Source organism: Pseudomonas sp. GX19020 (assembly GCF_023371075.1).
Taxonomy (GTDB): Bacteria; Pseudomonadota; Alphaproteobacteria; order Rhodobacterales; family Rhodobacteraceae; genus Pseudogemmobacter.
Map to the genome: position 1 here is coordinate 155,726 of NZ_JAMCCR010000002.1, position 24,000 is coordinate 179,725.

The 24,000-nt window shown below is 64.5% G+C and carries 22 protein-coding genes; 7 read left to right on the top strand and 15 right to left on the bottom strand.

Translation table 11 applies throughout. From position 1 onward, the window contains the following. Positions 1-54 precede the first annotated feature (54 nt). Complete coding sequence (locus M3484_RS05400) at positions 55-606, top strand: NADPH-dependent FMN reductase (RefSeq protein WP_249496061.1); 552 nt, start codon at positions 55-57, stop codon at positions 604-606. A 108-nt stretch (positions 607-714) separates the two neighbouring features. On the opposite strand, the gene M3484_RS05405 is transcribed toward M3484_RS05400, so the two are convergent. The 3 genes from M3484_RS05405 to M3484_RS05415 form a co-directional block, all read right to left on the bottom strand. Further along, a complete protein-coding gene (locus tag M3484_RS05405) occupies positions 715-1,857 on the bottom strand; it encodes a site-specific DNA-methyltransferase (protein ID WP_092900646.1) in 1,143 nt (380 codons plus the stop codon). Between the two features lie 88 nt (positions 1,858-1,945). Continuing rightward, complete coding sequence (gene rnhB, locus M3484_RS05410; protein ID WP_249496062.1) at positions 1,946-2,581, bottom strand: ribonuclease HII; 636 nt, start codon at positions 2,579-2,581, stop codon at positions 1,946-1,948. Positions 2,582-2,664: 83 nt separating this feature from the next. Further along, the gene (locus M3484_RS05415) at positions 2,665-3,513 is read right to left on the bottom strand and encodes an SDR family oxidoreductase (protein ID WP_249496063.1); all 849 of its coding nucleotides are present in this window, start codon (positions 3,511-3,513) and stop codon (positions 2,665-2,667) included. Between the two features lie 183 nt (positions 3,514-3,696). Here M3484_RS05415 and M3484_RS05420 point away from each other — a divergent pair, with 183 nt between their 5' ends. From M3484_RS05420 to alkB, 3 genes are all read left to right on the top strand, one after another. After that, positions 3,697-5,163: an AMP nucleosidase gene (locus M3484_RS05420; protein ID WP_092900637.1), complete on the top strand. Its 1,467-nt coding sequence runs from the start codon at positions 3,697-3,699 to the stop codon at positions 5,161-5,163. Positions 5,164-5,335: 172 nt separating this feature from the next. Continuing rightward, the gene (locus tag M3484_RS05425) at positions 5,336-5,623 is read left to right on the top strand and encodes an HU family DNA-binding protein (protein ID WP_092900635.1); all 288 of its coding nucleotides are present in this window, start codon (positions 5,336-5,338) and stop codon (positions 5,621-5,623) included. A 127-nt stretch (positions 5,624-5,750) separates the two neighbouring features. Then, the gene (gene alkB / locus M3484_RS05430) at positions 5,751-6,398 is read left to right on the top strand and encodes a DNA oxidative demethylase AlkB (protein WP_249496064.1); all 648 of its coding nucleotides are present in this window, start codon (positions 5,751-5,753) and stop codon (positions 6,396-6,398) included. 474 nt (positions 6,399-6,872) lie between these two features. On the opposite strand, the gene M3484_RS05435 is transcribed toward alkB, so the two are convergent. The 4 genes from M3484_RS05435 to M3484_RS05450 are packed head-to-tail and all read right to left on the bottom strand — an operon-like array spanning position 6,873 to position 10,018. Next, the gene (locus tag M3484_RS05435) at positions 6,873-7,760 is read right to left on the bottom strand and encodes a nickel/cobalt transporter (protein WP_249496065.1); all 888 of its coding nucleotides are present in this window, start codon (positions 7,758-7,760) and stop codon (positions 6,873-6,875) included. Then, complete coding sequence (locus M3484_RS05440) at positions 7,757-8,410, bottom strand: DUF1007 family protein (RefSeq protein ID WP_249496066.1); 654 nt, start codon at positions 8,408-8,410, stop codon at positions 7,757-7,759. Before M3484_RS05440 ends, M3484_RS05435 begins: the two co-directional genes overlap by 4 nt. Before the next feature lie 36 nt (positions 8,411-8,446). Further along, positions 8,447-8,770: a DUF6525 family protein gene (locus tag M3484_RS05445; RefSeq protein WP_249496067.1), complete on the bottom strand. Its 324-nt coding sequence runs from the start codon at positions 8,768-8,770 to the stop codon at positions 8,447-8,449. Between the two features lie 3 nt (positions 8,771-8,773). Further along, entirely contained in the window at positions 8,774-10,018 is a 1,245-nt protein-coding gene (locus tag M3484_RS05450) for a GTP-binding protein (RefSeq protein ID WP_249496068.1), read from the bottom strand. Between the two features lie 289 nt (positions 10,019-10,307). Here M3484_RS05450 and tauA point away from each other — a divergent pair, with 289 nt between their 5' ends. From tauA to M3484_RS05465, 3 genes are all read left to right on the top strand, one after another. Then, on the top strand, positions 10,308-11,294 hold the full coding sequence (gene tauA / locus M3484_RS05455; RefSeq protein WP_249496069.1) for a taurine ABC transporter substrate-binding protein: 987 nt from the start codon (positions 10,308-10,310) through the stop codon (positions 11,292-11,294). Between the two features lie 71 nt (positions 11,295-11,365). After that, positions 11,366-12,139 carry a taurine ABC transporter ATP-binding protein gene (locus tag M3484_RS05460; RefSeq protein WP_249496070.1) on the top strand — a complete coding sequence of 258 codons (774 nt, stop codon included), beginning with the start codon at positions 11,366-11,368 and terminating at the stop codon, positions 12,137-12,139. After that, positions 12,139-12,975 carry an ABC transporter permease subunit gene (locus M3484_RS05465; RefSeq protein WP_249496071.1) on the top strand — a complete coding sequence of 279 codons (837 nt, stop codon included), beginning with the start codon at positions 12,139-12,141 and terminating at the stop codon, positions 12,973-12,975. Before M3484_RS05460 ends, M3484_RS05465 begins: the two co-directional genes overlap by 1 nt. 14 nt (positions 12,976-12,989) lie before the next feature. Here M3484_RS05465 and M3484_RS05470 read toward each other — a convergent pair whose 3' ends face one another. The 8 genes from M3484_RS05470 to M3484_RS05505 form a co-directional block, all read right to left on the bottom strand. Beyond that, positions 12,990-13,370: a hypothetical protein gene (locus tag M3484_RS05470; protein ID WP_249496072.1), complete on the bottom strand. Its 381-nt coding sequence runs from the start codon at positions 13,368-13,370 to the stop codon at positions 12,990-12,992. 169 nt (positions 13,371-13,539) lie between these two features. Then, positions 13,540-14,292: a sulfotransferase-like domain-containing protein gene (locus M3484_RS05475; protein WP_249496073.1), complete on the bottom strand. Its 753-nt coding sequence runs from the start codon at positions 14,290-14,292 to the stop codon at positions 13,540-13,542. 25 nt (positions 14,293-14,317) lie between these two features. Then, positions 14,318-16,333 (bottom strand): ABC transporter permease, encoded by a 2,016-nt coding sequence (locus M3484_RS05480; RefSeq protein WP_249496074.1) that lies wholly within the window; start codon positions 16,331-16,333, stop codon positions 14,318-14,320. After that, positions 16,333-17,382: an ATP-binding cassette domain-containing protein gene (locus M3484_RS05485; protein ID WP_249496075.1), complete on the bottom strand. Its 1,050-nt coding sequence runs from the start codon at positions 17,380-17,382 to the stop codon at positions 16,333-16,335. The genes M3484_RS05480 and M3484_RS05485 overlap by 1 nt, the downstream gene beginning before the upstream one ends. 22 nt (positions 17,383-17,404) lie before the next feature. Further along, positions 17,405-18,340, bottom strand: a complete 936-nt coding sequence (locus M3484_RS05490; protein WP_249496076.1) for an ABC transporter substrate-binding protein — start codon at positions 18,338-18,340, stop codon at positions 17,405-17,407. A gap of 48 nt (positions 18,341-18,388) precedes the next feature. After that, positions 18,389-19,192: an SDR family NAD(P)-dependent oxidoreductase gene (locus tag M3484_RS05495; protein WP_249496077.1), complete on the bottom strand. Its 804-nt coding sequence runs from the start codon at positions 19,190-19,192 to the stop codon at positions 18,389-18,391. Next, positions 19,189-21,591, bottom strand: coding sequence for a GcvT family protein (locus M3484_RS05500; protein WP_249496078.1), 2,403 nt, complete (start codon positions 21,589-21,591; stop codon positions 19,189-19,191). Before M3484_RS05500 ends, M3484_RS05495 begins: the two co-directional genes overlap by 4 nt. Further along, a complete protein-coding gene (locus M3484_RS05505) occupies positions 21,588-23,978 on the bottom strand; it encodes an FAD-dependent oxidoreductase (RefSeq protein WP_249496079.1) in 2,391 nt (796 codons plus the stop codon). Before M3484_RS05505 ends, M3484_RS05500 begins: the two co-directional genes overlap by 4 nt. Positions 23,979-24,000 lie beyond the last annotated feature (22 nt).

Below are 24,000 nucleotides of genomic sequence, written 5' to 3' on the forward strand. Positions count from 1 at the left end.
CCGGGCCGGAATGCGCAACACTGAATGCATGGATCAACAGAAGGAAGCCTTCAAATGTCCAAGCTGGAAGTCGCCGTCCTGGTCGGAAGCCTGCGCGCCGGGTCTTACAATCTCTCGGTCGCCAAAGGGCTGCAAGCCATCGCCCCCAGGGGCATGACCCTCGAGATCATCCCGATCGGGGATCTGCCCTTTTACAACCAGGATCTGGACGAGGGCACCCCACCCGCCGCCTGGACCGCATTCCGCAAGGCGATTGCGGCGAAACAGGCGGTGATCTTTGTCACCCCGGAATATAACCGCTCAGTGCCGGCGGCGCTGAAAAACGCGCTGGATGTCGGCTCGCGCCCCTATGGGCACAGTGTCTGGGGCGGCAAGCCGGCGGCGGTGATCTCGGCTTCGATGGGTGCGATTTCGGGCTTTGCGGCCAATCACCATCTGCGCCAGTCGCTGGTCTTCCTCGATATGCCAACGCTGCAACAGCCAGAGGCCTATCTCGCCCAGGTGCAGAACATGCTCGACGACAAAGGCGGGCTGAAACCCGATACCGCGAAATTCCTCGGCACCGTGCTGGAGAAATTCGCGACTTTCGCCGCAAAAAATCTCTGAGCCTCCAGGCCGGGCAGTGACAAAAGGCCCCGCCATGCGAACATGGCGGGGCAGTGGCACCCCAGGCGGACCGGGGCGCAGGCGTTCATGTATCTTATTGTAATCGCATCAGTTCGGGCGCGAAGCCGCCGCCGAGGCTGCTCCTGCATCGGCCCCCATCTCGGCCCGGATCTGCTGGCGCAGGATATCGATCGGGATCATTTTCCCGTCGCGTTTGAAATGCCAGTAGGTCCAGCCATTGCAGGACGGCGCGCGTTCATAGGCCGCCCCGACCTGGTGGATCGAGCCCTTGACGTCATTGCCGATCAGCGTGCCATCGGCGCGCACCTTGGCCTTGTAGCGATTGCCCAGCGACCAGAGCTCTTCACCCGGGCGCAGCATGCCGCGCTCCACCACCTGGCCGAAGGGCACACGGGGTTCAGCCCGTTTCGAGCCGGTGATCTCCAGCGCCGAAGCATCATATTTACGCACCCGCGCCAGCCGCTCCAGCGCGGCCTTGCGATAGGCTTCCTCGCGCTCGATCCCGATGAAATCGCGGCCCAGCATCTTGGCGACAGCCCCCGTGGTGCCGGTGCCAAAGAACGGGTCCAGCACAACATCGCCCGGATTGGTCGTCGCCAGCAGCACGCGGTGCAACAGCGCCTCGGGCTTTTGCGTCGGATGCGCCTTGTCGCCATGCTCGTCCTTCAGACGCTCATGCCCGGTGCAGATCGGAATCACCCAGTCTGACCGCATCTGGATGCCTTCGTTCAAAGCCTTCAAGGCCTCGTAATTGAAGGTATATTTCGCCTTTTCGTCTTTCGAGGCCCAGATCAGCGTCTCATGCGCATTGGTCAGCCGCTTGCCTTTGAAATTCGGCATCGGGTTCGATTTGCGCCAGACCACGTCGTTCAGAATCCAGTAGCCCTGGTTCTGCAGCTCGGCGCCCAGACGGAACACATTGTGATAGGATCCGATCACCCAGATCGCGCCATTGGGCTTCAACAGCCGCTTTGCAGCCGCCAGCCAGCGCCGGGTGAACTCGTCATAGGAAGCGAAAGAGGCGAACTGATCCCAGTGATCATCCACCGCATCGACCTTGGAATTATCCGGCCGGTGCAAGTCGCCCTTCAGCTGAAGGTTGTAGGGCGGGTCCGCAAAAATCAGGTCTACCGAGCCCGCCGGCAGGCTCTCCATGATCTCGATGCAATCACCCGCAAGAATTTCGTTCAGCGGAAGCGCATGCTCCGCCGGTGCTTTTTTCGTCGCCATATTCTGCCTCTGCTCGCGGCAATTCTTGTGTGCCGTCTTGTGGATAAAGATGAGTCAGAACCGATTCGGCGTCAAATTGTTTATTGAATCAAGGGGTTACATAAATCCCTTGATACAAGATGTTGTGGATAGGTTTGAAGGACCGTCTATGCACAGGGGTTACGCCAAAATCCAGGAGCGCCTGGAGATGCGCCTTTGTCGGGTAGCCGGCATTCCGCTCCCAGCCGTAACCCGGAAACTGTTGCGCCAGATCCACCATGATCCGGTCGCGCGCAACCTTGGCGACAATTGATGCGGCGGCAATCGACTGGCAGCGGGCATCGCCCTTGACCAGCGCCCGGGCAGGGATCGTCAGACCGCGCGGCAAAAGGTTGCCATCGATCAGGGCGAAATCGGGCCCCTGCCCCAGCCCCGCCACCGCCCGTTCCATCGCGAGATGGCTGGCGCGCAGGATATTGATCTCGTCAATCTCTTCGACACTGGCATGCGCGACCGACACCGCCGCATGGGTCAGAAGCCATTCTGAAAGCCGCTCGCGCGCCGCCTGGCTCATCGCCTTGCTGTCCCTGAGCCCTTCAGGGATGTTCCCCGGATCAAGCCGCACCGCCGCCGCCGTCACCGGCCCGGCAATCGGCCCGCGCCCGACCTCATCGACGCCCGCGACAAAGGTCGCACCCGCCGCCAGCGCCTCCGCCTCAAAACTGAAATCCGGAACCGTCACCATCGCCGCCCCTGCCCGCTCCTGAAAGCGGCTTTCATCTGTCTCTTAAATATCCCCGCCGGAGGCTCCCGCCGCCGGCACCCCTCTCAGGCCTCAGCCGCGAGGATCCCCCGCAGCCCCGCCCGGTAATCGGGGTATAACAGCCGCACCCCCAGCTCTTCCCGGATCCGGGTATTCCGGACCCGCCGGCATTCCTCATAGAAACTGCGCGCCAGCGGCCCCATCCGCGCCTGTGCAAATTCCACTGCCGGTGGCTCCGGCAGCCCCAGAAGACCGGCAGCAAAGCTCAGCACCTCGGCGGCAGAGGACGGCAGATCGTCGCAGACATTATAGACCCGTCCCGGGCGCGGCGCCGCGATCGAAGCCCGCAGCACCTGTACGATGTCATCGACATGGATACGCGAAAACACCTGACTCTCTTTCAGGATCCGCCGGGCCGAACCATTGCGGATCTTCTCGAACGGCCCGCGCCCCGGCCCGTAAATCCCGGCCAGGCGAAACACCTGCACCGGCAACCCGCTCGCCAGCCAGTCGCGCTCGGCACGGACCCGTTCGCCCGAACGCGCCCGCGCCGGCAGAACCGGCGAGGTCTCATCCACCCAGGCGCCACGCGTGTCGCCATATACCCCGGTGGTCGAAAGATACCCCATCCATTCCACCTGCGCCTCGCGAATCCCGGGCCAGGCGTTCAGGAACGGATCGCCCGCCTCGTCAGGGCTGGCGGAATGCAGGATATGCGTGGCGCGCGCCAGCGCACGCGCAAGCGCCGCCCCCCGCGCAGGGTCCCAGACCAGCGGCTCGACGCCCATTGCCTCAAACGCCGCCGCTTTTGCCGCATCCCGGGTGGTGCCGATCACGGTCCAGCCCTCGGCCAAAAGCCCGCGCGACAGCGCGGCGGCGCAATATCCATGTCCAAGAGAAAGCAGTGTTTTCATGGCCGCGACTATCTCCCTGCACGCGCGCCACTGCAAGCGCCCCGCTCGGCCCCCGCGCGCCCCGTTACCTGGAGTTCACTTGCCTCAGCGCCCCGCTTTGCGCTTAACTCAGCCAGATGGCCCCCCGGATGTCTCTCCGGATCATCCGTCAGGCCGCAGCGATCCAAAGGACAAAACGGACAAGTGTCGATCCTTCTTTTGCCAGACCCGAGCGAAGCGCAAAGCTTCACCGATGCCACCGAAGCCGTTGACCGGCTGAATGTGCTTTATGACGAGGCCACCGCCCATCTGATCAGCCAGTTCCGCGAGGCGCTGATCACTGGCCGACCGGCACACCGGATCCGCGCCTATTACCCGGAAATCCGCCTCGTCGTGGACAGTTTCTCGAATGTCGACACCCGCCTGTCCTTTGGCCATGTCGCGCGGCCAGGCACCTATTCCACCACCGTGACCCGCCCCGATCTGTTTCGCAATTATCTGATCCAGCAGATCGGCCTTCTGATCCGCAATCACGGGGTGCCGGTCACCATTGGCCCCTCGGTCACGCCGATCCCGCTGCATTTCGCGGTGGCGGGTCAGCCCGACCTGATTATCCCCCAGGCCGGTGCGCTGGATTTCCCGCTGCGCGATGTGTTTGATGTGCCGGATCTCGCGACCACCAATGACGACATCGTCAACGGAACGCTTGAACATTTCGCCGATGGCTCGATGCCGCTGGCGCCCTTTACCGCGCAGCGCGTCGATTACAGCCTGGCGCGGCTGGCGCATTACACCGCAACCAGCCCGCGGCATTTCCAGAACCATGTTCTGTTCACCAATTACCAGTTCTATGTCGATGAATTCGAGGCCTTCGCCCGCGCCGCCCTGGACGACCCGAATTCCGGCTATTCCAGCTTTGTCGCAACCGGCGATCAGGAGATTACCGCCGGAGATGGCAGGATCCTCCTTCCGTCGAAAATGCCGCAAATGCCGACCTATCACCTGAAACGCCCGGATGGGGACGGCATCACGCTGGTCAATATCGGCGTCGGCCCGTCAAATGCCAAAACCGCCACCGATCATATCGCGGTCCTGCGCCCACATGCCTGGCTGATGGTCGGCCATTGCGCAGGGCTCAGAAACACCCAGGCGCTTGGCGATTACGTCCTCGCCCATGCCTATCTGCGCGAGGACCATGTGCTGGATGACGACCTGCCGGTCTGGGTGCCGATCCCGGCGCTGGCCGAGATCCAGATCGCACTGGAAGACGCGGTCGAAGAGGTCACCCGGCTGGAAGGCTATGAGCTCAAGCGCATCATGCGCACCGGCACTGTCGCCACCATCGACAACCGCAACTGGGAATTGCGCGATCAGTCCGGCCCGGTGCGGCGGTTGTCGCAGTCGCGCGCGGTGGGGCTGGATATGGAATCGGCCACCATCGCGGCCAACGGGTTCCGCTTCCGTGTGCCTTACGGAACGCTGCTTTGCGTTTCCGACAAACCGCTGCATGGCGAGCTGAAGCTTCCCGGCATGGCGACCGAATTCTACCAGGCCCAGGTCGGGCGGCACCTGCAGATCGGCATCCGCGCGATGGAGCTGCTGCGCGAAACCCCGTTGGAACGCATCCATTCGCGCAAATTGCGCAGCTTTGAGGAAACCGCATTCCTGTGAGACATAGGGAATTCCGGTGAAAACCGCTGATTTCCAGCCCCGGCTGCGTTCTGGGGCTTGATTTCGCCCCGCTTTCCAGGTGACTGAGCGACAGCCCTGAAAAGGGGGTCCCGAAGCCGCTATTGCAGGCCCGGGATCAGAAGGACACGCCGAACGAGAACAGGAGACACCAATGTCCAAGCCGATGACCAAGACCCAGCTTGTGGCTGCCCTTGCCGAAGCAATGGGCGCCGACAAGAAAACCGCTTCGGCCGCACTGGATGCGATTGCTGATGTGGTGGCAAAGGAAGTCACTGCAGGTGGTGCGGTCACCCTGCCGGGCCTCGGCAAAGTGGCCTGCAAAGAGCGCCCCGAGCGTCAGGTCCGCAACCCGGCCACCGGTGAAACCATGACCAAACCGGCCGACAAGCAGGTGAAATTCACCATCGCCAAAGCTCTTAAAGACCTGGTCAACGGCTGATCTTCGGATCAGGCCAGAAGACCGGTTGTAAGACGGATGGGGTCGCCCGGGATCAGCCCGGGACGGCCCTTTTCTTTTGCGCTCCGCCATCCGGGAGGCGATACTGCGATAAGGCGCGGAGGCGGCAATGACAGATCTTTTCGGTGATGCAGACCTCCCGCAACGGGGTCGCGAAGACCTGGCCCCCGGTGCGGTGCTGCTCAGGGGCTATGCAGGCCCGCAGGCCCATGCGCTGACCGATGGCATCGCGGCGGTCGCCGCCATCTCGCCCTTTCGCCATATGGTCACGCGCGGCGGCTTTGCCATGTCGGTTGCGATGACGAATTGCGGCAGCGGCGGCTGGGTCAGCGACCGGCGCGGCTATCGCTATCAGGCGCTTGATCCCGAAACCGGCGCGCCCTGGCCCGCAATGCCTGCGCCCTTTCGCGCCCTCGCGCAGGATGCCGCCGCAGAGGCCGGCTATCCCGGCTTTGCCCCGGATGTCTGCCTGATCAATCGTTACCAGCCCGGCGCAAAAATGGCGCTGCACCAGGATCAGGATGAAGCCGATTTCTCGCAGCCCATCGTCTCGGTCTCGCTGGGCCTCGCCGCGATCTTCCGCTTCGGCGGGCTGAACCGCAGCGACCCGGCGCGGAAGGTCCCGCTTTTGCATGGGGATGTCGTGGTCTGGGGTGGCCCCTCGCGGCTTTACTTCCACGGGATCGATTCGCTGAAACCGGGCACACACCCGGTTTGCGGTGATATGCGGCTGAACCTCACCTTCCGCCGCAGCTGACACCGCCCGATGCGGCCCTGAAATGGCCGTCTTTTATACATTCGGAACCAATGCAGACGCAGGATTACGTCACGACCCTGTCATGGCGGACAGCCCTTAGGTCGGCAGAAATGAAACCGCATTAATCTGCTGAAACCACGCTTACCGGGGGAACCGCCGCATATATCGCACCGCCGACAGCCCCCTCTGGTTTGGCGTCGATGGCGGCGGCGGACCGGCAGCTGATCCGGCGTCGCACTGTCAACAGATCGGAACGCGCGGTGCCGTTCTGCGCCAGCAGGATCCCCTCGGCGAGGTCAAATAACGGACGGAGATCACGCAAGGGCACTGCCATCGCGCGGTCAGCCCCGTTCCTGACTGCGTGGCACAGCTCACCCCCATGCCATCCGCTCCTTGCGCAGAATGGCGGACGGTGCCACTCCCCAGGCGCGTCGGCCAGCGGGACCGCGACATGCGCGTTCAGCGAGGTGCTGTCTAAAGCAATCTCAGCGCGGTGCTCAGGCAAAGGATTATGACGGTCACGCCGGTCACGATCTCGGCCGCCGCAAAGAGGCGCGGGCTGGCGCCGGGCAAGGCCAGCGCCAGACCCTGGCGGGTCAGACCCGCGAGGGTCGCCGCAAGCGCTGTGATCAGGAAGGTGCCAGCCGCCATCACGATGGTGCCGAGGATCCCCAGCCCGTCGATCCCCAGCCGCCAGGTCAGGATCAGCAGGAACAATGCGCCCGTGCAGGGGCGGAGCGCGATCCCGGCCACCAGCGCCAGCACCTCGCGCCAGCCAGAGGCGGCGGCAACCTGATCGGGGCCGGGCGCATGGGCATGGCCGCAGCCACAGGTCTCGTCATGGTGATGATGCGTGTGGGCCGGCGCGGGTTGCAATCGCCGCAGCCCGCGCCGAAACAGCATGGCCCCGAGACCGGCGATTGCCAGCATGGCGAGGGGCTCGATCAAAGCAGCCAGCCCTTCGACCCGGTCGCGCGCGCCCTCGAACATCCAGATCCCGCCATAGACCAGCACAATCGCGACCAGCGCCTGGCCAAGCGCTGCAAGCCCGGCAATCCAGACGAGACGTCGCAGCGTGGCGCGGCTTGCAAAACCATAACCGGCGATCAGCGCCTTGCCGTGCCCCGGCCCGAGCGCATGAAAGAAGCCGTAAGCAAAACAGAGACCAAGAAACCCGGACACAGCCCCGCTGTCGCCGGCGCGGAGCGCCCGCAACGACTGGCCGAGCGCGTTTTGAAAGTCACGCTGCAAGCCAATCAGCCGGCGCGCCAATGCATCATCCAATCCGGTCACGTAAACCGCCATTGCTATCAGCACCACGAGCAGGATAAGGGCCGCTGTGAAGAGACGCCGGGCATTCATGGCTGACCGCATGCCAGCAAGACGGTGTCGGCAAAGGCGCCACCGATTTCGGGATAGCCCCCGGCCTCAAGCTCCGCATCACTCAGCGCGGCCAGCGCCTCTTCATAAAGGACGCGGGCGCGGCTGCTGTCAGCGGGCTCGACCCGCGCGGTGCAGTCTGGCCGCCCCTCTATGCCCGGCGTGCCGGTCAGATCGTAAAAGATGTAGTAAGACGGGTCATAGGCCTGAAGCCGGATTTCGCCGCCAGCCGGATCGCGCCGCCCGGGCAGGGCACGGATATGGGTCATCCAGATCCGCCCCTCCCTGAGACCCGCCGCCCCGTCCAGCGGGCGCGACAGCGCGATGGGCTGGCTGCCCTGGCTCAGCCAGAGATTGCCATCGAACCCTTCGGGCCAGGTACTCGCCATCTCGTTCAGCCTTTTCGCCTCTGCTGCGGTCAGGATGCCGTCGCCATCGGGGTCCATGCCCAGATCACTCAGGATCAGAAGCGAGGTGAGGTCGTCATAGACCCAGGCCACCGACACCGCCGCCAACTGCCCCTGGTCGTCGAACCGGAAGGTGAGGCCGGTATCGACAAATTCATGCGGATGCGCCCGCGCCAAATGCGGCAGCGCGAAACAAGTGAGAAGGGAGAGGAGCCGCAGGACCATACCCTCTCATAACCTCTGGCGGAACGGCGCGGCAATTCACCGCCGCGTGCAAACCGGATCATCCAGGCAGGAAACCGCCCCGCCAGCGACGACGCTGCCAACTGCAGCGCTTCCCCAGATCACGAGCGCATCGCGCGAGATCAGTCTCTGTTCCGCCTGATTCAGCCGCTCCAGCATCCGCGCGAGGTCTCCGCCTGTCTCGCGGCCCAGCCGCGTCCAGAGCCGCAATGCGGAATGCGGGCTCCAGGGCAACACGGCCTGCGACAGCCAGCGGCGCAGATCGGGCGGCAGGCGGTCAAACCGCTCCATCGGGCGCGGGCGGGCGCGGCCGCGCAGGCTTGTCACCAGGTTTCGCCCCATGGGTCAGACCGCCTCGCGCCGGGCCCAGTCGGGGAAGGGATCGGGCAAATCGGCCCATGCCGCCCCTGCCCGTTCTGTCCCGGCCTCCGGCATCAGCGCCGCATCAAGGCCCGCCCGGATCGCCGCCTCATCCATCCCGGCCCCGATAAAGACCAGTTCCTGCCGACGATCCCCCCAGGGTTCCGCCCAATGCTGCATCACCTGGTCCAGGCCCTCGGGATGGGTTGGCCAGCGGTCACGCGGCACCGTGGCCCACCAGCGCCCCAACGGCGTGACGCCGGAGATCGCGCCTGCAAGCGAGAATTCCACCGCCCAGTCCGGGCGTGAGGCGATCCAGAAATGCCCCTTGGCGCGGATCACCCCCGGCAGATCGCCATTGAACAGGTCATGGATCTTTTGCGGGTGGAACGGCTGCCGCGCGCGATAGACGAATGAGGAAATGCCATATTCCTCGGTCTCGGGCTGGTGATCCGCAAAACCGTAAAGCTCTTTCGCCCACATCGGATGCAGATGGGCGCGGTCGAAATCAAAAAGCCCGGTATCGAAGATGTCCGAGGGCGAAACGCGCGAGAAATCGGTCTCGATCAGCCGCGCCTCGGGGTTCAGGGCACGGACGATCTTGCGGGCCTGATCAAGACGCACCGGCCCCGCCAGCCCGGCCTTGTTCAGAACGATGACATCGGCAAATTCGATCTGGTCGGTCAGCAGGCTGACCAGATTGCGCGTGTCGTTCTCGCCAAGGCTCTCACCCCGATCGGCGAGGAAATCATGGCTTGAGAAATCCGCCGTCAGATTGACCGCATCGACCACGGTGACCATCGTATCAAGCCGCGCCAGATCCGAAAGGCTCGCGCCGTCACTGTCGCGAAAGTCAAAGGTTGCGGCGACCGGCAGGGGTTCGGCAATACCGGTCGATTCGATCAGCAGATAGTCGAACCGCCCTTCCCCGGCGAGGCGCCGGACTTCGCTCAGAAGATCATCGCGCAAGGTGCAGCAGATGCATCCATTGGTCATCTCGACCAGCTTTTCCTCGGATCGCGACAGTTCGGCACCGCTGCGCACAAGATCGGCGTCGATATTCACCTCGGACATGTCATTGACGATGACGGCGACGCGACGACCCTCGCGATTGTTCAGGATATGGTTCAGAAGCGTGGTTTTCCCGGCGCCGAGAAAGCCCGAAAGCACGGTGACAGGCAGGCGCTGATCCCCGGAGCGGGGCAGGTTCGGAAAGGGGCTGGCGGGCATGGCGACCTCAATACGTTATGTTATTACATCTTATATCGAGTGAAACCGAAACCGCAACCATCTGAAACACCGGGGTGCCGGGGAAATGGGCGACACCGGCTGATTCTGCCCCATCAAAGGCGATGCTGACCGGGGGAGGGGAATATTTTTCTCCTCCCCGCAGGGCCGGCAAATGCCGCTCGCTTTAACCGGTGGCCTCTTCAGAATGGCCTGAAACGGCTTTCCCGGCCAGATTTGACCCATGCAAACGCCGCCCTGGCAGCCTGTGACAACCCGGAATGAGACCAACATGACCCTTCGCAAACTGACCACCACCCTGACCCTTGCCGGCCTGCTTGCCGGCGTCTCGCTGCCCGCTTTCGCCGAAACGCTGCGGATCGGCTGGCAGCAGATCGTCGAGCCCTCGCGCGTGCCCCAGGCCGACAAAACCTATGAAAGCGCCACCGGCGCCGATGTCGAATGGCACCTGTTCGGAGGCGGCGCCGATGTCATCGCGGCCGTCGCGGCGGGCTCGATTGATATCGGCTATGTCGGCTCATCGCCGCTGACCGCAGCCGCCTCGCAGGATCTGCCGATCGAGACCATCTATATTGTCGGCAATATCGCCGAAGCCGAAGCGCTGGCCGTCAAAGGGGTCGAGAAACCCGAAGACCTCAAGGGCAAGAAAATCGCCACGCCTTTCGTGTCGACCGCGCATTATTCGCTGCTGACGGCGCTGAAACACTGGGGCATCCCGGCTTCCGAGGTGAACCTTCTGAACCTGCGCCCGCAGGAAATCGCGGCCGCCTGGGAACGCGGTGACATCGACGGCGCCTATATCTGGGATCCGGTGCTGAACCAGATCAAGACCACCGGCGGCACGGTTCTGGCCGACAGCTCTGACGTGGCGGAATGGGGCGGCCCGACCTTTGACGCCTGGATCGTGCGCAAGGACTATGCCGAGGCGCATCCCGAAATCGTCACCGCTTTCGTCAAAGTGACCGGCGAGGCGACCGATGCCTATATCAAAGACCCCGCCGCCTGGGGCCCCGACAGCGACGCGGCGAAAAAGATCGCCGAGCTGACCGGCGCACCTGCCGCTGACGTGCCGGCGCTTTTGAAAGGCTATGTCTTTGCCGGGCTGAAGGACCAGACCTCGGAAGCCTTCCTTGGCGGCGCCACTGCGGCGGCTATCAAGAACACCGCCGCCTTCTTGCAGGAACAGGGCTCGGCGACGGCGAAAGAGGATTACAGCGCCTTCGTGAACAAGGGCTTTGCCGAGGCCGCGCTGAAGTAATCTGCGCGCGCGAAAAGCCTCTTCCCGGCGCCTTTCCCGGCGCCGGGCTTTGCCGTTCTGAAAGTCGCATCATGTCTGTTCTCAGCCTGTCGCATATATCCCTGACCTATTCCGGTACCGCGCAGCCGGTACTGAAAGATGTCACCCTCTCGCTGTCGCAGGGTGATTTCATCTCGGTTATCGGGCGGTCGGGATCGGGGAAAACCTCACTGATGAACCTTGCGGCAGGGTTCTTGCAGCCAAGTTCCGGCCAGGTCAGCATCGGCGGCGCCCCTTTCACCGGGCCGGGGCCGGACCGGGCCGTGGTCTTCCAGGATGACGCCCTCTTTCCCTGGCGCACCGTAGTCGAGAATGTCGCGCTGCCCCTGAAACTGGCCGGGGTGGCGCGGGAGGAGCGCGAAGCCACCGCCCGGCGCTGGCTGGCGGCGGTGCATCTGGAAGGCCAGGAAGACAAACATATCTGGCAGCTTTCCGGCGGGCAGCGCCAGCGGGTGGGAATTGCCCGCGCGCTGGCCTCGGGGCCGGATTTTCTGTTGATGGATGAACCCCTTGGCGCGCTTGACGCCATGACCCGCGACCGGATGCATGAGCTGCTGCTTCAGCTTTGGGCTCAGAGCCATACCGGCGCGCTGCTGATCACCCATTCGGTCGAAGAGGCGCTGTTTCTTTCAACCTCGGTCGTGGTGCTGGCACCGGATCCGGGCCGGATCAGCTTTCAGGAAAGCTATGACTATGGCCGCCGCTTCATCCGGGGCGAAGATCCGCGCGCGCTGAAATCCGAACCCGGCTTTATCGCCGCACGCGAACGCCTGCTGGCCGCGATCTATGAGAAAGAGCCCGCCTGATGACCGACAATACCGCAGATACCGCCGCCCTCACCACGCCGCACTCCAGGGGCGAGCGGCCAAAGCTGCGCCTGCCCTGGGGGCTGGTGCTGGGTCTTGCCACAATAGGCGGGCTGGTGCTGATCTGGGCGCTGGCCTCCTGGGCGGGCTGGGCCTCGCCGGTATTCCTGCCCTCGCCTGCAAAGGTCTGGGCGGCGCTGACCCGGGTGGCCTTTGACGGCTATGCCAATGCCACGCTGCTGGAACATATGGGCGCAAGCCTCTGGCGGGTTTTTGCCGCGCTGTTCTTCACAATGCTGATCGGGGTGCCGGTCGGGCTTCTGATCGCCACGTCAAAGATCGGGCGCGGTATTCTTGATCCGCTGGTCGAATTCATCCGCCCGCTGCCGCCGCTGGCCTATCTGCCGCTGATCATTATCTGGTGCGGCATCGGCGAAGGCTCGAAAATCCTTGTGATCGGGATTGCCATGCTGGCGCCCATCGTGATCTCGACCGTCTCGGGCGTCAAAGCCGCGGGCGAGAACCAGATCCGCGCCGCCCGCACCTTTGGCGCCACCCGTGCGCAACTGATCCGCGAAGTGATGCTGCCGGCAGCCCTTCCATCGATCTTTACCGGTATGCGCATCGCGCTTGGCGCGGGCTGGACCACGCTCGTCGCCTCCGAGCTGGTCGCGGCAACACGGGGCCTGGGTTACATGATCCAGTCGGCGGCGCAGTTCCTGGTCACGGATATGGTAATTGCGGGGATCCTCGTGATCTCGGCTCTGGCCACGATCTCCGAAATCCTGCTGCGCTGGATGGAAAGACGCTTCCTGCCCTGGATCGGCAAAAGCTGAGACGGAGAAGGCGATCAGTCGAGCCAGGAAAGCCGCATCGCAAGGCGTGCTTTCGCCCGGCTCAGCGCCGGCTTCAGCCAGTCCGGCAGCGCGGCCCCTGCCCCGCTGCGCGCCAGCTGATCGGATACCAGCGCCTGCCGCTCGTCAGCAGCCAGCGAGGCGATCTGTTCGGGCAGGACCGCAACCCCCAACCGTCCGAGCCGCGCCGCATCGCGCGACCAGATCTCATACCAGACCGGCGACGCCAGCCGGAGCTGGTACCCTGGCGGCAGATTGATCGCCTGATCCCGCGCCCGCCGCGTGGTCAGCCACAGCGCCAGATCCGCGAGGCTCCGCGCAGGGCCGGAGCGAGGTGAGTGACCGGCATCTCTGGCCGGGCCGGCTGCGTAAGACATGGGTTCACCTGTGGTTTCAGGCGAAATAGTCCCGATTCCGGCAGGGCGCGGCAAGGGAAGGCTCCGGTCAGACTTTGCGCCCCGACAGGATATACTCTCTCTCCGCCCGGGCCGGGAGAGAGGCATTTTCCCACGCCTGCAGGACGATTCGCGCCGCAGGCGCAGGGGATCAGCACAAAGCTTCGGCCAGAAGCTTCTGATAATAGGGCAGATGATGCGCCAGATCGCGTTTCATGCGCGGATGCGTCTGGGCGAGAGCGTCGAATTTGGCGCGCGTTTCCCCGGCCTCGGTCGCGCTCAGCGGTCGGATCCCCTTGGAAGCGCTGACATCCCCGTGCCAGCCGCCAACCTGATCCCAGTCTTTCGGCTTTTCGTCCTGCCAGGTGAAGGCACGTTCGGAAAATGGCAGCCCGACCGCCTGCCAGAACTGCGCCATCGTGCCGCGACTGTCCTCGCGCACCGCCTCAGCCCGAAGCACGACCGGGTTCCGGCCCGCCGCCTTCAGCGCGCTGAAATGACGCCATTGCGCCTCCAGACCGACCTCGTCGAGGCTGACCTCGGGATCCAGCTTGTAATATGAGGTGATCGAAGCCAGCGGATCGCGGATCAGGAACGCATTCACCAGATGCGGTGCGAAGGCCTCATCCGCCAGGATATGCGGCATCACATAATAAGACATGTCCTTGAAGAAGACCGGCCCCTTCGCCGCCCGTGCCAGCAGATGGTCGCGGATCGCGGGATAGCTGACCGGGTGATCCGGGCGGACATCGAAATGCGGCATCTGCCGGATCGCGCGATGGACGTAATAATCATACATGAAGGGCTCATGAGCGCAGTCGAGATCGCCGCGCTCGCGCATCACCCGCTCCATCGCCGTCGACATCGACCGCGGATGCGACCACAAAGCGTAGATCCTGTTCATCCGAACCTCCTCTTGCCCTTTTGCGTCATGTTTTGTCCCCGGATTTGCCTTCTGGCGCCCGCAAAAGCCGGTCTGCGACCAGCGCGATAGCGGCGATAATACCCCCCGCGATCAGCCCTGCCCCGGCATCGGCTTTGGACAGGGCGACATAGACCTGCTGCCCCAGCTCGCGCGTGCCCACCAGCGCCGCGATCACCAGCATCGACAGCGCCGCCATGATGGTCTGGTTCAGCCCAAGCCGCACCGAGCCCCGCGCAAGCGGCAGTTTCACCTGCCACAAAAGCTGCCACCTCGTGGCCCCCATCTGCAGGCCTGCCTCGGTCAGGTCGGCCCGGGCATTGCGCAGCCCGTGTTCGACATAGCGGATCGGCGGCACCACGGCGTAAAGCACGATGGCGATGAGGGCGGTGAATTCGCCCACCCGGAACAGCATCAGCGCCGGAATCAGGAACACGAATTGCGGCATGGTCTGAAGCGTGTCGCAAACCGGGCGCATCAGGGCCGAGACGCGGTCGCTCTCGGCCGCGATCACGCCCAGCGTGGCGCCGATCGCGAAAGAGATCAGCACCGCCACCGCGCAAAGATAGATGGATTGCATCATCGACTGCCAGAGGCCCGAGACACCGGCAAGCAACAGCGCCCCTGTCGCAAGCGCGGTGAGCCCTGCGCCCCCGGCCCGAAAAGTTGCACAGGCGGTCAGAAGGAAGACACCGGGCCAGGGAAAGCCCGGCAGCCCGGTCCAGAAGATCAGCGCGGCAAAGGCAAAGGCAATGCCGCGCCCGGGCCGGCGCCATCCAAGGCCAAGCGCGATCCCGGTTGCAACAAGGACATAGGCAAAGACCACCGGCGGGCTCAGCACAAAACCCCAGACCATCGGGCTTGCCGATCCGGAGAAACCAAGCCGCATCGGCAGCATCAGCCCGTAAGTAATCGCATCGCGCAGCAGGGCAAAGAAGGGCGCGCTCCAGGCGACGAAATCCAGGAGCCACGCGTCCAGAAGCCGCAGCCAGCGCTGCGCCTCTTCACCCGGCAACAGTGTCTCACCAGGCAGAGCCACCACCAGCACCAGCGCGACGATCAGCCCGGCCAGGAACCAGCCCCCTGACCTGCGCCGGCGCCCGGCAAGCCCCCGCGTGATCCGGTCCAGCAGCACCGCGATCAGCACGATCACCAGCCCTGCGCCCAGCGAGCGTCCGAGTTCGGCGGCGCGCATCGCGGAAAGCACCTCCCAGCCGATATCGTTGAAGCCGCCGATGATCGCGATGATGATCACCATCGACAGGGATGCCATCGTGGTCTGGTTCACCCCCACCATCAGCTGCGGCAAAGCCACCGGCACCCGCGCCTGCCAGAAAAGCTGCCCGGGCCGCGCCCCGGCCATCAGCGCGCTTTCGACAATCGCCGGGGGGACCTCGTCCAGCCCCAGCATGGTATTGCGCACCATCGGCGGGATCGAAAAGATCACACTCGCCGCCAGCCCCGCCGCCGGACCAAAGCCGAACATCAGCAAAAGCGGAATGAGATAGCCAAACGCGGGCCAGGTCTGCATGACATCCAGCAGAAAGGTCAGGCCGGGCCGGACCCTCGGCACAAGATGCCCGAGCGTCCCGAACGCGAAGCCGATCCCCACCGCCAGCGGCACTGAAATCAGCACCAGTGCGAGCGTGTTCATCGCCCTGGGCCAATAGCCCATCAGGACCACAAGCCCAAGCGCCAGGGCCGCAAACACCGCGAGCCCCCGCCCACCGGCATAAAGGGCCAGCGCGACCAGAGCGAGGACCGTCGCGGGCCAGGGCGCCCAGGCCAGCCCCGCGCGGATCGCGGAAAGCGGAGTCTCGATCATGAAGGACAGCACCCGGCCCAGCGGCCGCAAGGTCTCGAACACCGGGGAAATCACGGTATTCAGCGCCTCGGACAGCGGCAGGGTCAGCACGGCGGGAAAGCCGCGCAGGACGGGCAGATGATGCGCCAGCCCCACCAGCAGAACCGACACCAGAAACAGCCCCGCCCAGATCATCTCTTCCCTGGTGAAATGCGGCATCACCGTTCCCCCGCGCCAGAGGCATCACGGCGCAGCACCGCCAGAACCGCCTCGGACTCCAGGACCATCCCCGGGGCGCCAGCGACCGCGAACTGCCGCCGTCCCGTGGCAAGATCGGGCAAAAGCGTCTCTAACAAGGCCTCAGACGCGACTGCGGGGCCGTCTGCGGCGCCCGACATTCCACCGGGAGTCATCAGATCGCGCACCCGGATCGCCCGGCTCAACGCCACTTCGGCGGTGAAGCTCGCGACATAGTCATCGGCCGGGGACAACAGGATTTCAGCCGGCGTGCCGATCTGGATGATCTGCCCGCCCCGCATCAGCGCGATACGGTCGGCAAGCCGGCAGGCCTCCATAATGTCATGCGTGATGAAGATGATGGTCTTTTTCAGCTGGCGTTGCAGCCGCAGGAATTCATCCTGCATCTGCCGCCGGATCAGCGGGTCCAGTGCCGAAAACGGCTCATCAAGGAACCACAGTTCCGGGTCCGGCGCCAGGCTTCGCGCGATGCCGACCCTTTGCTGTTGTCCGCCCGAAAGCTGCGCCGGCAGCGCATCGGCGCGGGCGGCAAGCTCCACCAGCTCCAGCATTTCGCGCGCGCGGGCCTCACGCGGGGCCCGCGCCATACCCTGCAGTTTCAGCGGGAAGGCGACGTTTTCCAGTGCCGTCAGATGCGGCATAAGACCAAAACTCTGGAACACCATTCCCATCTTGCGACGCCGGATTTCGGTCAGCTCGCGCCCCGAGATGCGCGAGAGGTCCCGCCCTTCGAATTCCAGCACCCCATATTCGATATCCAGCAAGCGCGAGAGGCAGCGCACCAGCGTCGATTTCCCCGACCCCGAAAGCCCCATGATGACGAAAATCTCGCCTTTGCGGACATCGAATGTGGCATCCGCCACCGCCGGAATATGCCCCTCCTGCCTGAGGCGCGCGACCAGCGCCTCAGGGTCGATCCGGTAGCCGGTGGTGTCAAAATAGTAGCCGGGCCGTGGCCCGAATACCTTCCACAACCCCCGGCAGCTGAGCATGATGCTGTCTGATGCCACGGCGCTCACCACCGCCCCGGCCTCAGTTCAGCGCCTTATCAAGCCAGGGACGCCAGATCGCCTCATTCGCGGTGACCCATTCGGTTGTCACCAGATCCAGAGACTGGCCCTTCTCGTCGATCGCCAGCATCATCTTCTGCTGATCTTCGGTCGTGATCTCAAAGGCTTTCAGGATTTCATAGGCGGCCGGCCATTTCGGCGCAAAGCCCGACCAGACCACCTTGTTGACGTCGGGCGGCATGATGCAATGTTCATTGGACTGGCCCTTGCAGGGCGGCATCTCTATCCAGCCGGTCTCAACCTCGGCGAGGATGAAATGCGGCGCCCAGAACATCATGACGAGCGGTGTCTTCGCGGCTGCCGCTGCGCGGAGCTCGGCCAGCTGCGCCCCTTCCGACCCCGAAGGCACCGCCGTGAGGGGCAGGTTATTGTCCAGGATGATCGTTGCCGCGCGCGACCCCCAATCGGCCGGGTAATCCAGAAACCGCCCATTCGGCAGCGTGTCGGGCGTCGCAAGCAGCGCCACGCATTCCGGGTCATTCAGCGCTTCCCATGACGGCAGGGCCGGGCAAAGCTCCTCCATGAATTTCGGATAGAGCCAGCCCTCATTGGTGGTCAGCCCAAGACTGCCAATATCCTCGACTTTGCCTTCGGCGAGGACTTTCGGGTAAACATCCCCGACATTATTCAGCCATATCTCGACCGAGGCCGCGATATCTCCGTCCGCAAGCCCCTGGAAATGCGGGTAATTTCCGGCGGTCACGTAATCGACCTTATAACCCGCCTTTTCCAGCACCTTGCCGGCGATCTGCGCGGAAATCTGCGCGCCCGTCCATTCCAGCATGGCAAGCTTTATCGGCTCATCGACCGCGCCGGGGTCAGCGGCCAGCGCCGGCCCACCGGCCATGGCGGCCAATGTGAGAAGTGACACAGCGGCATTCATGCTCTTCTTTGTCATTATAATCTCCCTGTCGGTTGTCTGGTGTGTTTTGCCCACCGGAAACGCTCACCAGAGCGCGCCGCCGGTGATCTTCACCTCCTCCATAGTGATGCCTTTGGCAGCATCGGTGATCAGAAAAGCCACAAGCTCCGCGACTTCGCCGGGCTGGATGATGCGGCCCTGCGGGTTTTCAGCGGCAATCGCTGCGCGGGCCTCTTCGACGCTCCGGCCCTGGCCCTCACGGGCCACGACCTGCGCCAGATCAGTGGCCATCATCGGGGTATCGACCCAGGTCGGGCTGACCATCACACAGGTCACGCCATGCGAGGCGCCTTCCAGCGCGACACAGCGCGTCAGACCGAGAAGCCCGGCTTTCGAAGCGCAATAGGCCGGATTGTCCTTCCAGCCTATGGTCGCGGCGGTGGAGCCGATATTGACGATCCGCCCCCAGCCCCGCGCCTTCATCCCCGGCAGACAGGCCCGGATCATCCGGAAGGCGCCAGTCAGATTGGTGTCGATGATGGATTGCCAGAGCGCATCGCCATGCCCTTCGACCGGCTGTTCGGCGGTGATCCCGGCGGCGTTGATCAGCACATCCGCCGGGCCGAAACGCTCTGTCGTGCGCTCGCAAAACCCGGCCACCGAACCCGGATCGGTGAGGTCGAGCATATCCGCCCGAACCTCGCCGCCGCCGGCAATCGCCGCCCCGGTCAGTGCGCCAAAAGCATCCAGCCGCGCCCGGCTTTCCAGATCACGCGCGCCGACCACGACGCGGTAGCCGCGCGCCGCAAGATCCAGCGCCACAGCATGGCCGATGCCGGAAAGGCCGCCGGTGACGATGGCAACCGCGCGCGGCACCGGGGGACTCATGTCGCCCCGCTCCGCAGCCGGAGATTGTCCGGGTCGAAAGGCGGACGATCAAGGATCCGAACCTTGCGGCGGGTGCCGAGAATTTCAACCTCCAGCCCATCCCGCGCATTCCGGTCGCGCAGATAGGCCAGCGCCAGAACCTTGCCGGTCCGATGCCCGGTCGCGGCCGAGGTCACGATGCCGACCGGGGCCGCGCCCTGCCAGAGAGAATGCGCGTAATAGGGCTCGCTTTCGCCGGGGTCGATTTCCAGGAGCACCATCTCCCACCGCGCAGGGTCGGCCATACGGGCCAGAAGCGCCTCGCAGCCGGGGAAATCGTGATCGGGTTTCACAAGGAACCCCATTCCGGTTTCGGCGGGTGTGCGTTCGGTGGTGAAATCGGCACCCCAGGCGGGATAGCCCTTTTCCAGCCGCATCGCATTCATCGCATAAGACCCGAAACAGCCGATCCCCTCGGGCTGGCCTGCGGCTTCCAGCGCAAGGAACAGCTCTGCCGCGCGGGCGGCGGGGACATGCAGCTCCCACCCCGCCTCACCGATATAGGAAAGCCGCAACGCGCGAACCGGGATACCCGCGACCGTCATCTCACGCACCGACATCCAGGCGCCGAAGGGGTCAGAGGTCAGCCGCCCGAGGATCGCGGGCGCCGCCGGCCCCATCAGACCGATCACCGCAAAATCGTCACTGACCCGGCTGATTTCCACATCAGATCCGGGCGCCCGGGCACGCAGAAGATCATCATCGCGCATCTCTGCCGCCGCGGCCGAAGTCAGGTAGAAATGATCCTCCGCAAGACAGGCGACCGTGAATTCCGACTCGGTGCCGCCCGCCGGGCTCAGCGCATAGGTCAGCCCCACCCGCCCGGGCTTTGGTGCCATATTGCAGCCAAGCGCATCGACAAAGGCGCGCGCCCCCGGCCCTTTCACCTCGAATTTCGAGAAGACCGACATATCGGCAAGGCCTGCGCGCTCTGTCACCATCCGGCATTCCTGCGCCACGGCATCGAACCAGTCGGGCCGCCCGAAGGTGAGCCGCGCCGGCGCGCCGAACCAGTTCGGGCGTTCCCATCCATAAGCCGCGCCCATCTGCGCGCCGCGCGCCAGCATCAGATCGTAAAGCGGCGTCAGGCGTTTGCCGCGTGCGGCGGGGCGTTCCTCATGCGGGTAATGCACCCCGAATTGCAGGCCGAAACACTCAACCGCCTTTGCCACCCGGTAATCGCGATCCGCCCAGGGGCCAAAGCGGCGGCTGTCCACCGCCAGCGCATCCATCGGCGGCGCGCCATGGGTCATCCAATGCGCCAGGAACCAGCCGGAGCCGCCGCCCTCCATCACCCCCATCGAAGACCCGGTCAGAAGCCAGGCGTTTTCAAGACCCCAGGCCGGCCCGATCAGCGGATTGGCATCGGGAGTAAAAGTGATCGGGCCATTGACCACCGATTTCACGCCGCCGGTTTCCAGCGCCGGGATCCGCGCCATTGCCGCCATCAGGATATGTTCAACCCGGTCAAGATCCGGCTCCATCAGTTCGGCACCGAATTCGGGCGGCACGCCGTCAACCGACCAGACCTGCGCCTCTTTCTCATAGGGGCCAAGGATCAGCGCATCACGCTCCTGGCGGACATACCAGCTTTCCTCGGGGTCGCGGATCATCGGCAGTTCCGGCAGTCCCGCTTTGATCCGGTCGGCCACCGCCGGGACAGTATCGGTCACCAGATACTGATGCAGCACCGGGACGGAGGGCACATTCGCCCCCATCATCCGCCCGATCTCGAACCCCCAGGTGCCGGCGGCATTGACGATATGCTGCGCCCGGATCAGACCCTGCTTTGTCTCGACCGCCCAGACACCGTTTTCGCGCCGGATCGAAAGCACCGGATTGCGCCGCAAGATCACAGCGCCGCGCGCACGGGCGACCTTCGCCATCGCATTGGTCGCAAGCGTCGGATCGACATGTCCGTCATCGGGCTCATAAATCCCGCCGATGATCCCTTCGGTCCGCGCGAGCGGATGCAGCGCCGCCACCTCTTCGGGCGAGTGCAAAAGCCTGAGCTCATAGCCGGTGAATTTCGACAGGCCCGCGACATGGGCAAATTCCGCCATCCGCTCGGGGTTCGAAGTGATCCGCATCGCGCCCGACGGGTGAAAGCCGCAGCTTTCGCCGGTCTCGGCGGGCAGAATATCGCGGTAAAGCCTGACGCTGGTGGCGCGCAGCTCCTGGATGGTCGGGTTATGCGCGAAATGGGTGCAAAGCCCGGCCGCATGCCAGGTGGACCCATGGGTGAGGTCGTTTTTCTCGGTCAGGATCACATCGGTCCAGCCCGATTTCATCAGGTGATACATCAGCGAAACGCCCATGGCGCCGCCGCCGATGATCAGAACCTGTGCGTCGCGCGTCATGCCTTCATCCTCTCGCCCGAGGGGTCGAATGGCGGCCGGCTCAGCGCCAGTGCCGCATAATGTTTCTCTGCGATTTCAATGGTAAACTGCCGTGTGGCCGTCGTCTGCGGGGTCTCGCCCGGCGCAATTTCGATAAGGCCAAGCGCCAGGGTCCTGCCTGTCCGCGCGCCCCGCGCGCCCGAAGTGGTCAGCCCGACCACCCGGCCCGAATCCCAGATCGGTTCGTCATGCAGGACCAGAGGGTGATCGGGCAGATCGAACAACACGAGGCGGCGCCGGAGACCCTCTTTGCGCTGCGTCTCAAGCGCCGCTTTACCGATGAAATCCTTCGACCAGTCAATGGTAAAGCCGAGCCCCGCCTCAAGCGCTGAAATGTCCTGGCCCAGATCATGGCCCATATGGCGAAACCCCTTTTCGATCCGACAGGCATCCAGCGCGTGATGGCCCATCGGCGCCGCCCCCGCTGCGCGCAGCGCCCGGAACACCGCCGGGGCGGCGGCGTTGGGGATGTAAAGCTCCCAGCCGAGTTCGCCGACAAAACTGACCCGCTGCGCCAGGCAGGACCGGCCCGCGATCACCACCTCGCGTGCGGTCGAAAAGGCGAAATCCTGCCAGTCATCCGGCGACAGCCCGGCCAGCAGCGCCCGCGACCCCGCCCCCATAACGCCGATCACGGATTCGGATTCCGTCGCATCGGTTATCGCGACATCAAACCCGTGCGCCCGGCGCCGGAGCCAGGCCATATCCCGCCAGCGCGTCGCCGCACCGGACACCAGGCGGAAGTGATCCGCAGCCCGGCGCACCGTCACATCGCCCTCGATCCCGCCCTGCGCGTTCAGAAGCAGCGTATAGGTCGCACGGCCAGGCGCCACATCCATATTGGCGGTGGTGATCTGTTGCAGGAAGGGCAGCGCATCGGGCCCGGCAATGTCGAATTTCCCGAAAGGCGTAAGGTCGAGCAGCACCACCCCCGCCGCCATCTGTGCCGCCTCGCGGACCGCAATCGGATACCAGGGCTGCGCGCCGGTCGACAGCGGCAGGGATTGTTCCGACGGGGTTTGCGCATACCACAGACCGCGCTCCCACCCGGCGGTAAGGCCGAAGACCGCACCCGCAGCCTGCCATTCATCATGCAGCGCCGATTTGCGCAAACCGCGCCCGGCTTTCGGCTGTTTGAACGGCCAATGCAGCGCGAAAGCATCGGCCACGGCCTCTTGCATCCGGGTCTCGACATGCGCAGCCGCGGCCGCCAGCGGATCGGCGCGGGCGATATCGGTCTCCCAGAGATCCATCGGAGCATGGCCGGCCAGCATCCAGTCGGCCAGCACCCGTCCTACCCCGGCCGATGACATCACGCCCACCGAATTCATCCCCGCCGCAACGTAAAGCCCGTCGACCGTGGGCGCTTCACCCAGAAGCATCCTGGTGTCGGTGGTGAAACTTTCGGGGCCGTTCATGAAATGCTGGATGCCGACATCGGCAAGGCCCGGGATCAGCGCAAGGGCCGCCTCCATAAAGGGGGTAAACTGCTCCCAGTCATCGGGGAGCTCCAGAAACGGCCGGTCGCCCGAAGGGCCGAACGCATCCCAGCATTTGGCATCGGGCTCGAACCCACCGATCACCAGCTTGCCGGCATCGCCCTTGATATAGATGCCGCGATCAAGGTCGCGCAGCACCGGAAAAGGATGCGGCATCAAGGGCATGGCTTCGGTCACGACATACATGTGCTCAACCGCCTGCAAGGGCAGCGCGACGCCCAGCGGATCGGCCAGCCGCTTTGACCAGGCGCCGGCGCATAGCGCGACCTGATCGGCCTCTATCACCTCGCCATCTGCCAGCAATACGCCGGTCACGCGGCTGCCTTCAGTCAGGATCCGGTCAACCCTCGCGCCCTCGCGGATCTGCGCACCCTGGGCCTTTGCCAGCCGCGCATAGGCCATGCACAGATCGACCGGGTTCACATTGGCGTCTTCCTCGACCGCCATCGCGCCGATCACGCCGGTCAGATCTAGCCCCGGCACATTAACGCCTTCAGGCCCGGTAAGTGTCGGGTGCAGCCCGAAATGCCGGCCAAGCGCCGCAATCCGGTGCAATTCATCCATCCGCGCCGGATCGCGCGCCAGCCAATAGCCGCCGGTGCGACGATAGCCGGTCGAAAGCCCGCTTTCCGCCTCAAGCTTTGGAAAAAGCTCGCCCGCATACATCGCGAGCCGGGTCGCATTGGGGGTCGCGCGCAGCGGCCCGACGATCCCGGCCGCATGCCAGCTGGTGCCCGAGGTCAGGCTGCCACGCTCCAGCAACGTGACCGAAGCGGCAGCGGTCTTTGTCAGATGATATGCGAGGCTGAGCCCCACCGCACCGCCGCCGATAATCACGATCTTCCGCATTCCAGGCGCCCCGTCTCTTCTG

Bases quoted from the DNA above. Each gene is read 5' to 3' on its own strand.
- M3484_RS05400 (WP_249496061.1), top strand. From the start codon at position 55: ATGTCCAAGCTGGAAGTCGCCGTCCTGGTCGGAAGCCTGCGCGCCGGG.
- M3484_RS05405 (WP_092900646.1), bottom strand. From the start codon at position 1,857: ATGGCGACGAAAAAAGCACCGGCGGAGCATGCGCTTCCGCTGAACGAA.
- rnhB (WP_249496062.1), bottom strand. From the start codon at position 2,581: ATGGTGACGGTTCCGGATTTCAGTTTTGAGGCGGAGGCGCTGGCGGCG.
- M3484_RS05415 (WP_249496063.1), bottom strand. From the start codon at position 3,513: ATGAAAACACTGCTTTCTCTTGGACATGGATATTGCGCCGCCGCGCTG.
- M3484_RS05425 (WP_092900635.1), top strand. From the start codon at position 5,336: ATGTCCAAGCCGATGACCAAGACCCAGCTTGTGGCTGCCCTTGCCGAA.
- alkB (WP_249496064.1), top strand. From the start codon at position 5,751: ATGACAGATCTTTTCGGTGATGCAGACCTCCCGCAACGGGGTCGCGAA.
- M3484_RS05435 (WP_249496065.1), bottom strand. From the start codon at position 7,760: ATGAATGCCCGGCGTCTCTTCACAGCGGCCCTTATCCTGCTCGTGGTG.
- M3484_RS05440 (WP_249496066.1), bottom strand. From the start codon at position 8,410: ATGGTCCTGCGGCTCCTCTCCCTTCTCACTTGTTTCGCGCTGCCGCAT.
- M3484_RS05445 (WP_249496067.1), bottom strand. From the start codon at position 8,770: ATGGGGCGAAACCTGGTGACAAGCCTGCGCGGCCGCGCCCGCCCGCGC.
- M3484_RS05450 (WP_249496068.1), bottom strand. From the start codon at position 10,018: ATGCCCGCCAGCCCCTTTCCGAACCTGCCCCGCTCCGGGGATCAGCGC.
- tauA (WP_249496069.1), top strand. From the start codon at position 10,308: ATGACCCTTCGCAAACTGACCACCACCCTGACCCTTGCCGGCCTGCTT.
- M3484_RS05460 (WP_249496070.1), top strand. From the start codon at position 11,366: ATGTCTGTTCTCAGCCTGTCGCATATATCCCTGACCTATTCCGGTACC.
- M3484_RS05465 (WP_249496071.1), top strand. From the start codon at position 12,139: ATGACCGACAATACCGCAGATACCGCCGCCCTCACCACGCCGCACTCC.
- M3484_RS05470 (WP_249496072.1), bottom strand. From the start codon at position 13,370: ATGTCTTACGCAGCCGGCCCGGCCAGAGATGCCGGTCACTCACCTCGC.
- M3484_RS05475 (WP_249496073.1), bottom strand. From the start codon at position 14,292: ATGAACAGGATCTACGCTTTGTGGTCGCATCCGCGGTCGATGTCGACG.
- M3484_RS05480 (WP_249496074.1), bottom strand. From the start codon at position 16,333: ATGCCGCATTTCACCAGGGAAGAGATGATCTGGGCGGGGCTGTTTCTG.
- M3484_RS05490 (WP_249496076.1), bottom strand. From the start codon at position 18,340: ATGACAAAGAAGAGCATGAATGCCGCTGTGTCACTTCTCACATTGGCC.
- M3484_RS05495 (WP_249496077.1), bottom strand. From the start codon at position 19,192: ATGAGTCCCCCGGTGCCGCGCGCGGTTGCCATCGTCACCGGCGGCCTT.
- M3484_RS05500 (WP_249496078.1), bottom strand. From the start codon at position 21,591: ATGACGCGCGACGCACAGGTTCTGATCATCGGCGGCGGCGCCATGGGC.
- M3484_RS05505 (WP_249496079.1), bottom strand. From the start codon at position 23,978: ATGCGGAAGATCGTGATTATCGGCGGCGGTGCGGTGGGGCTCAGCCTC.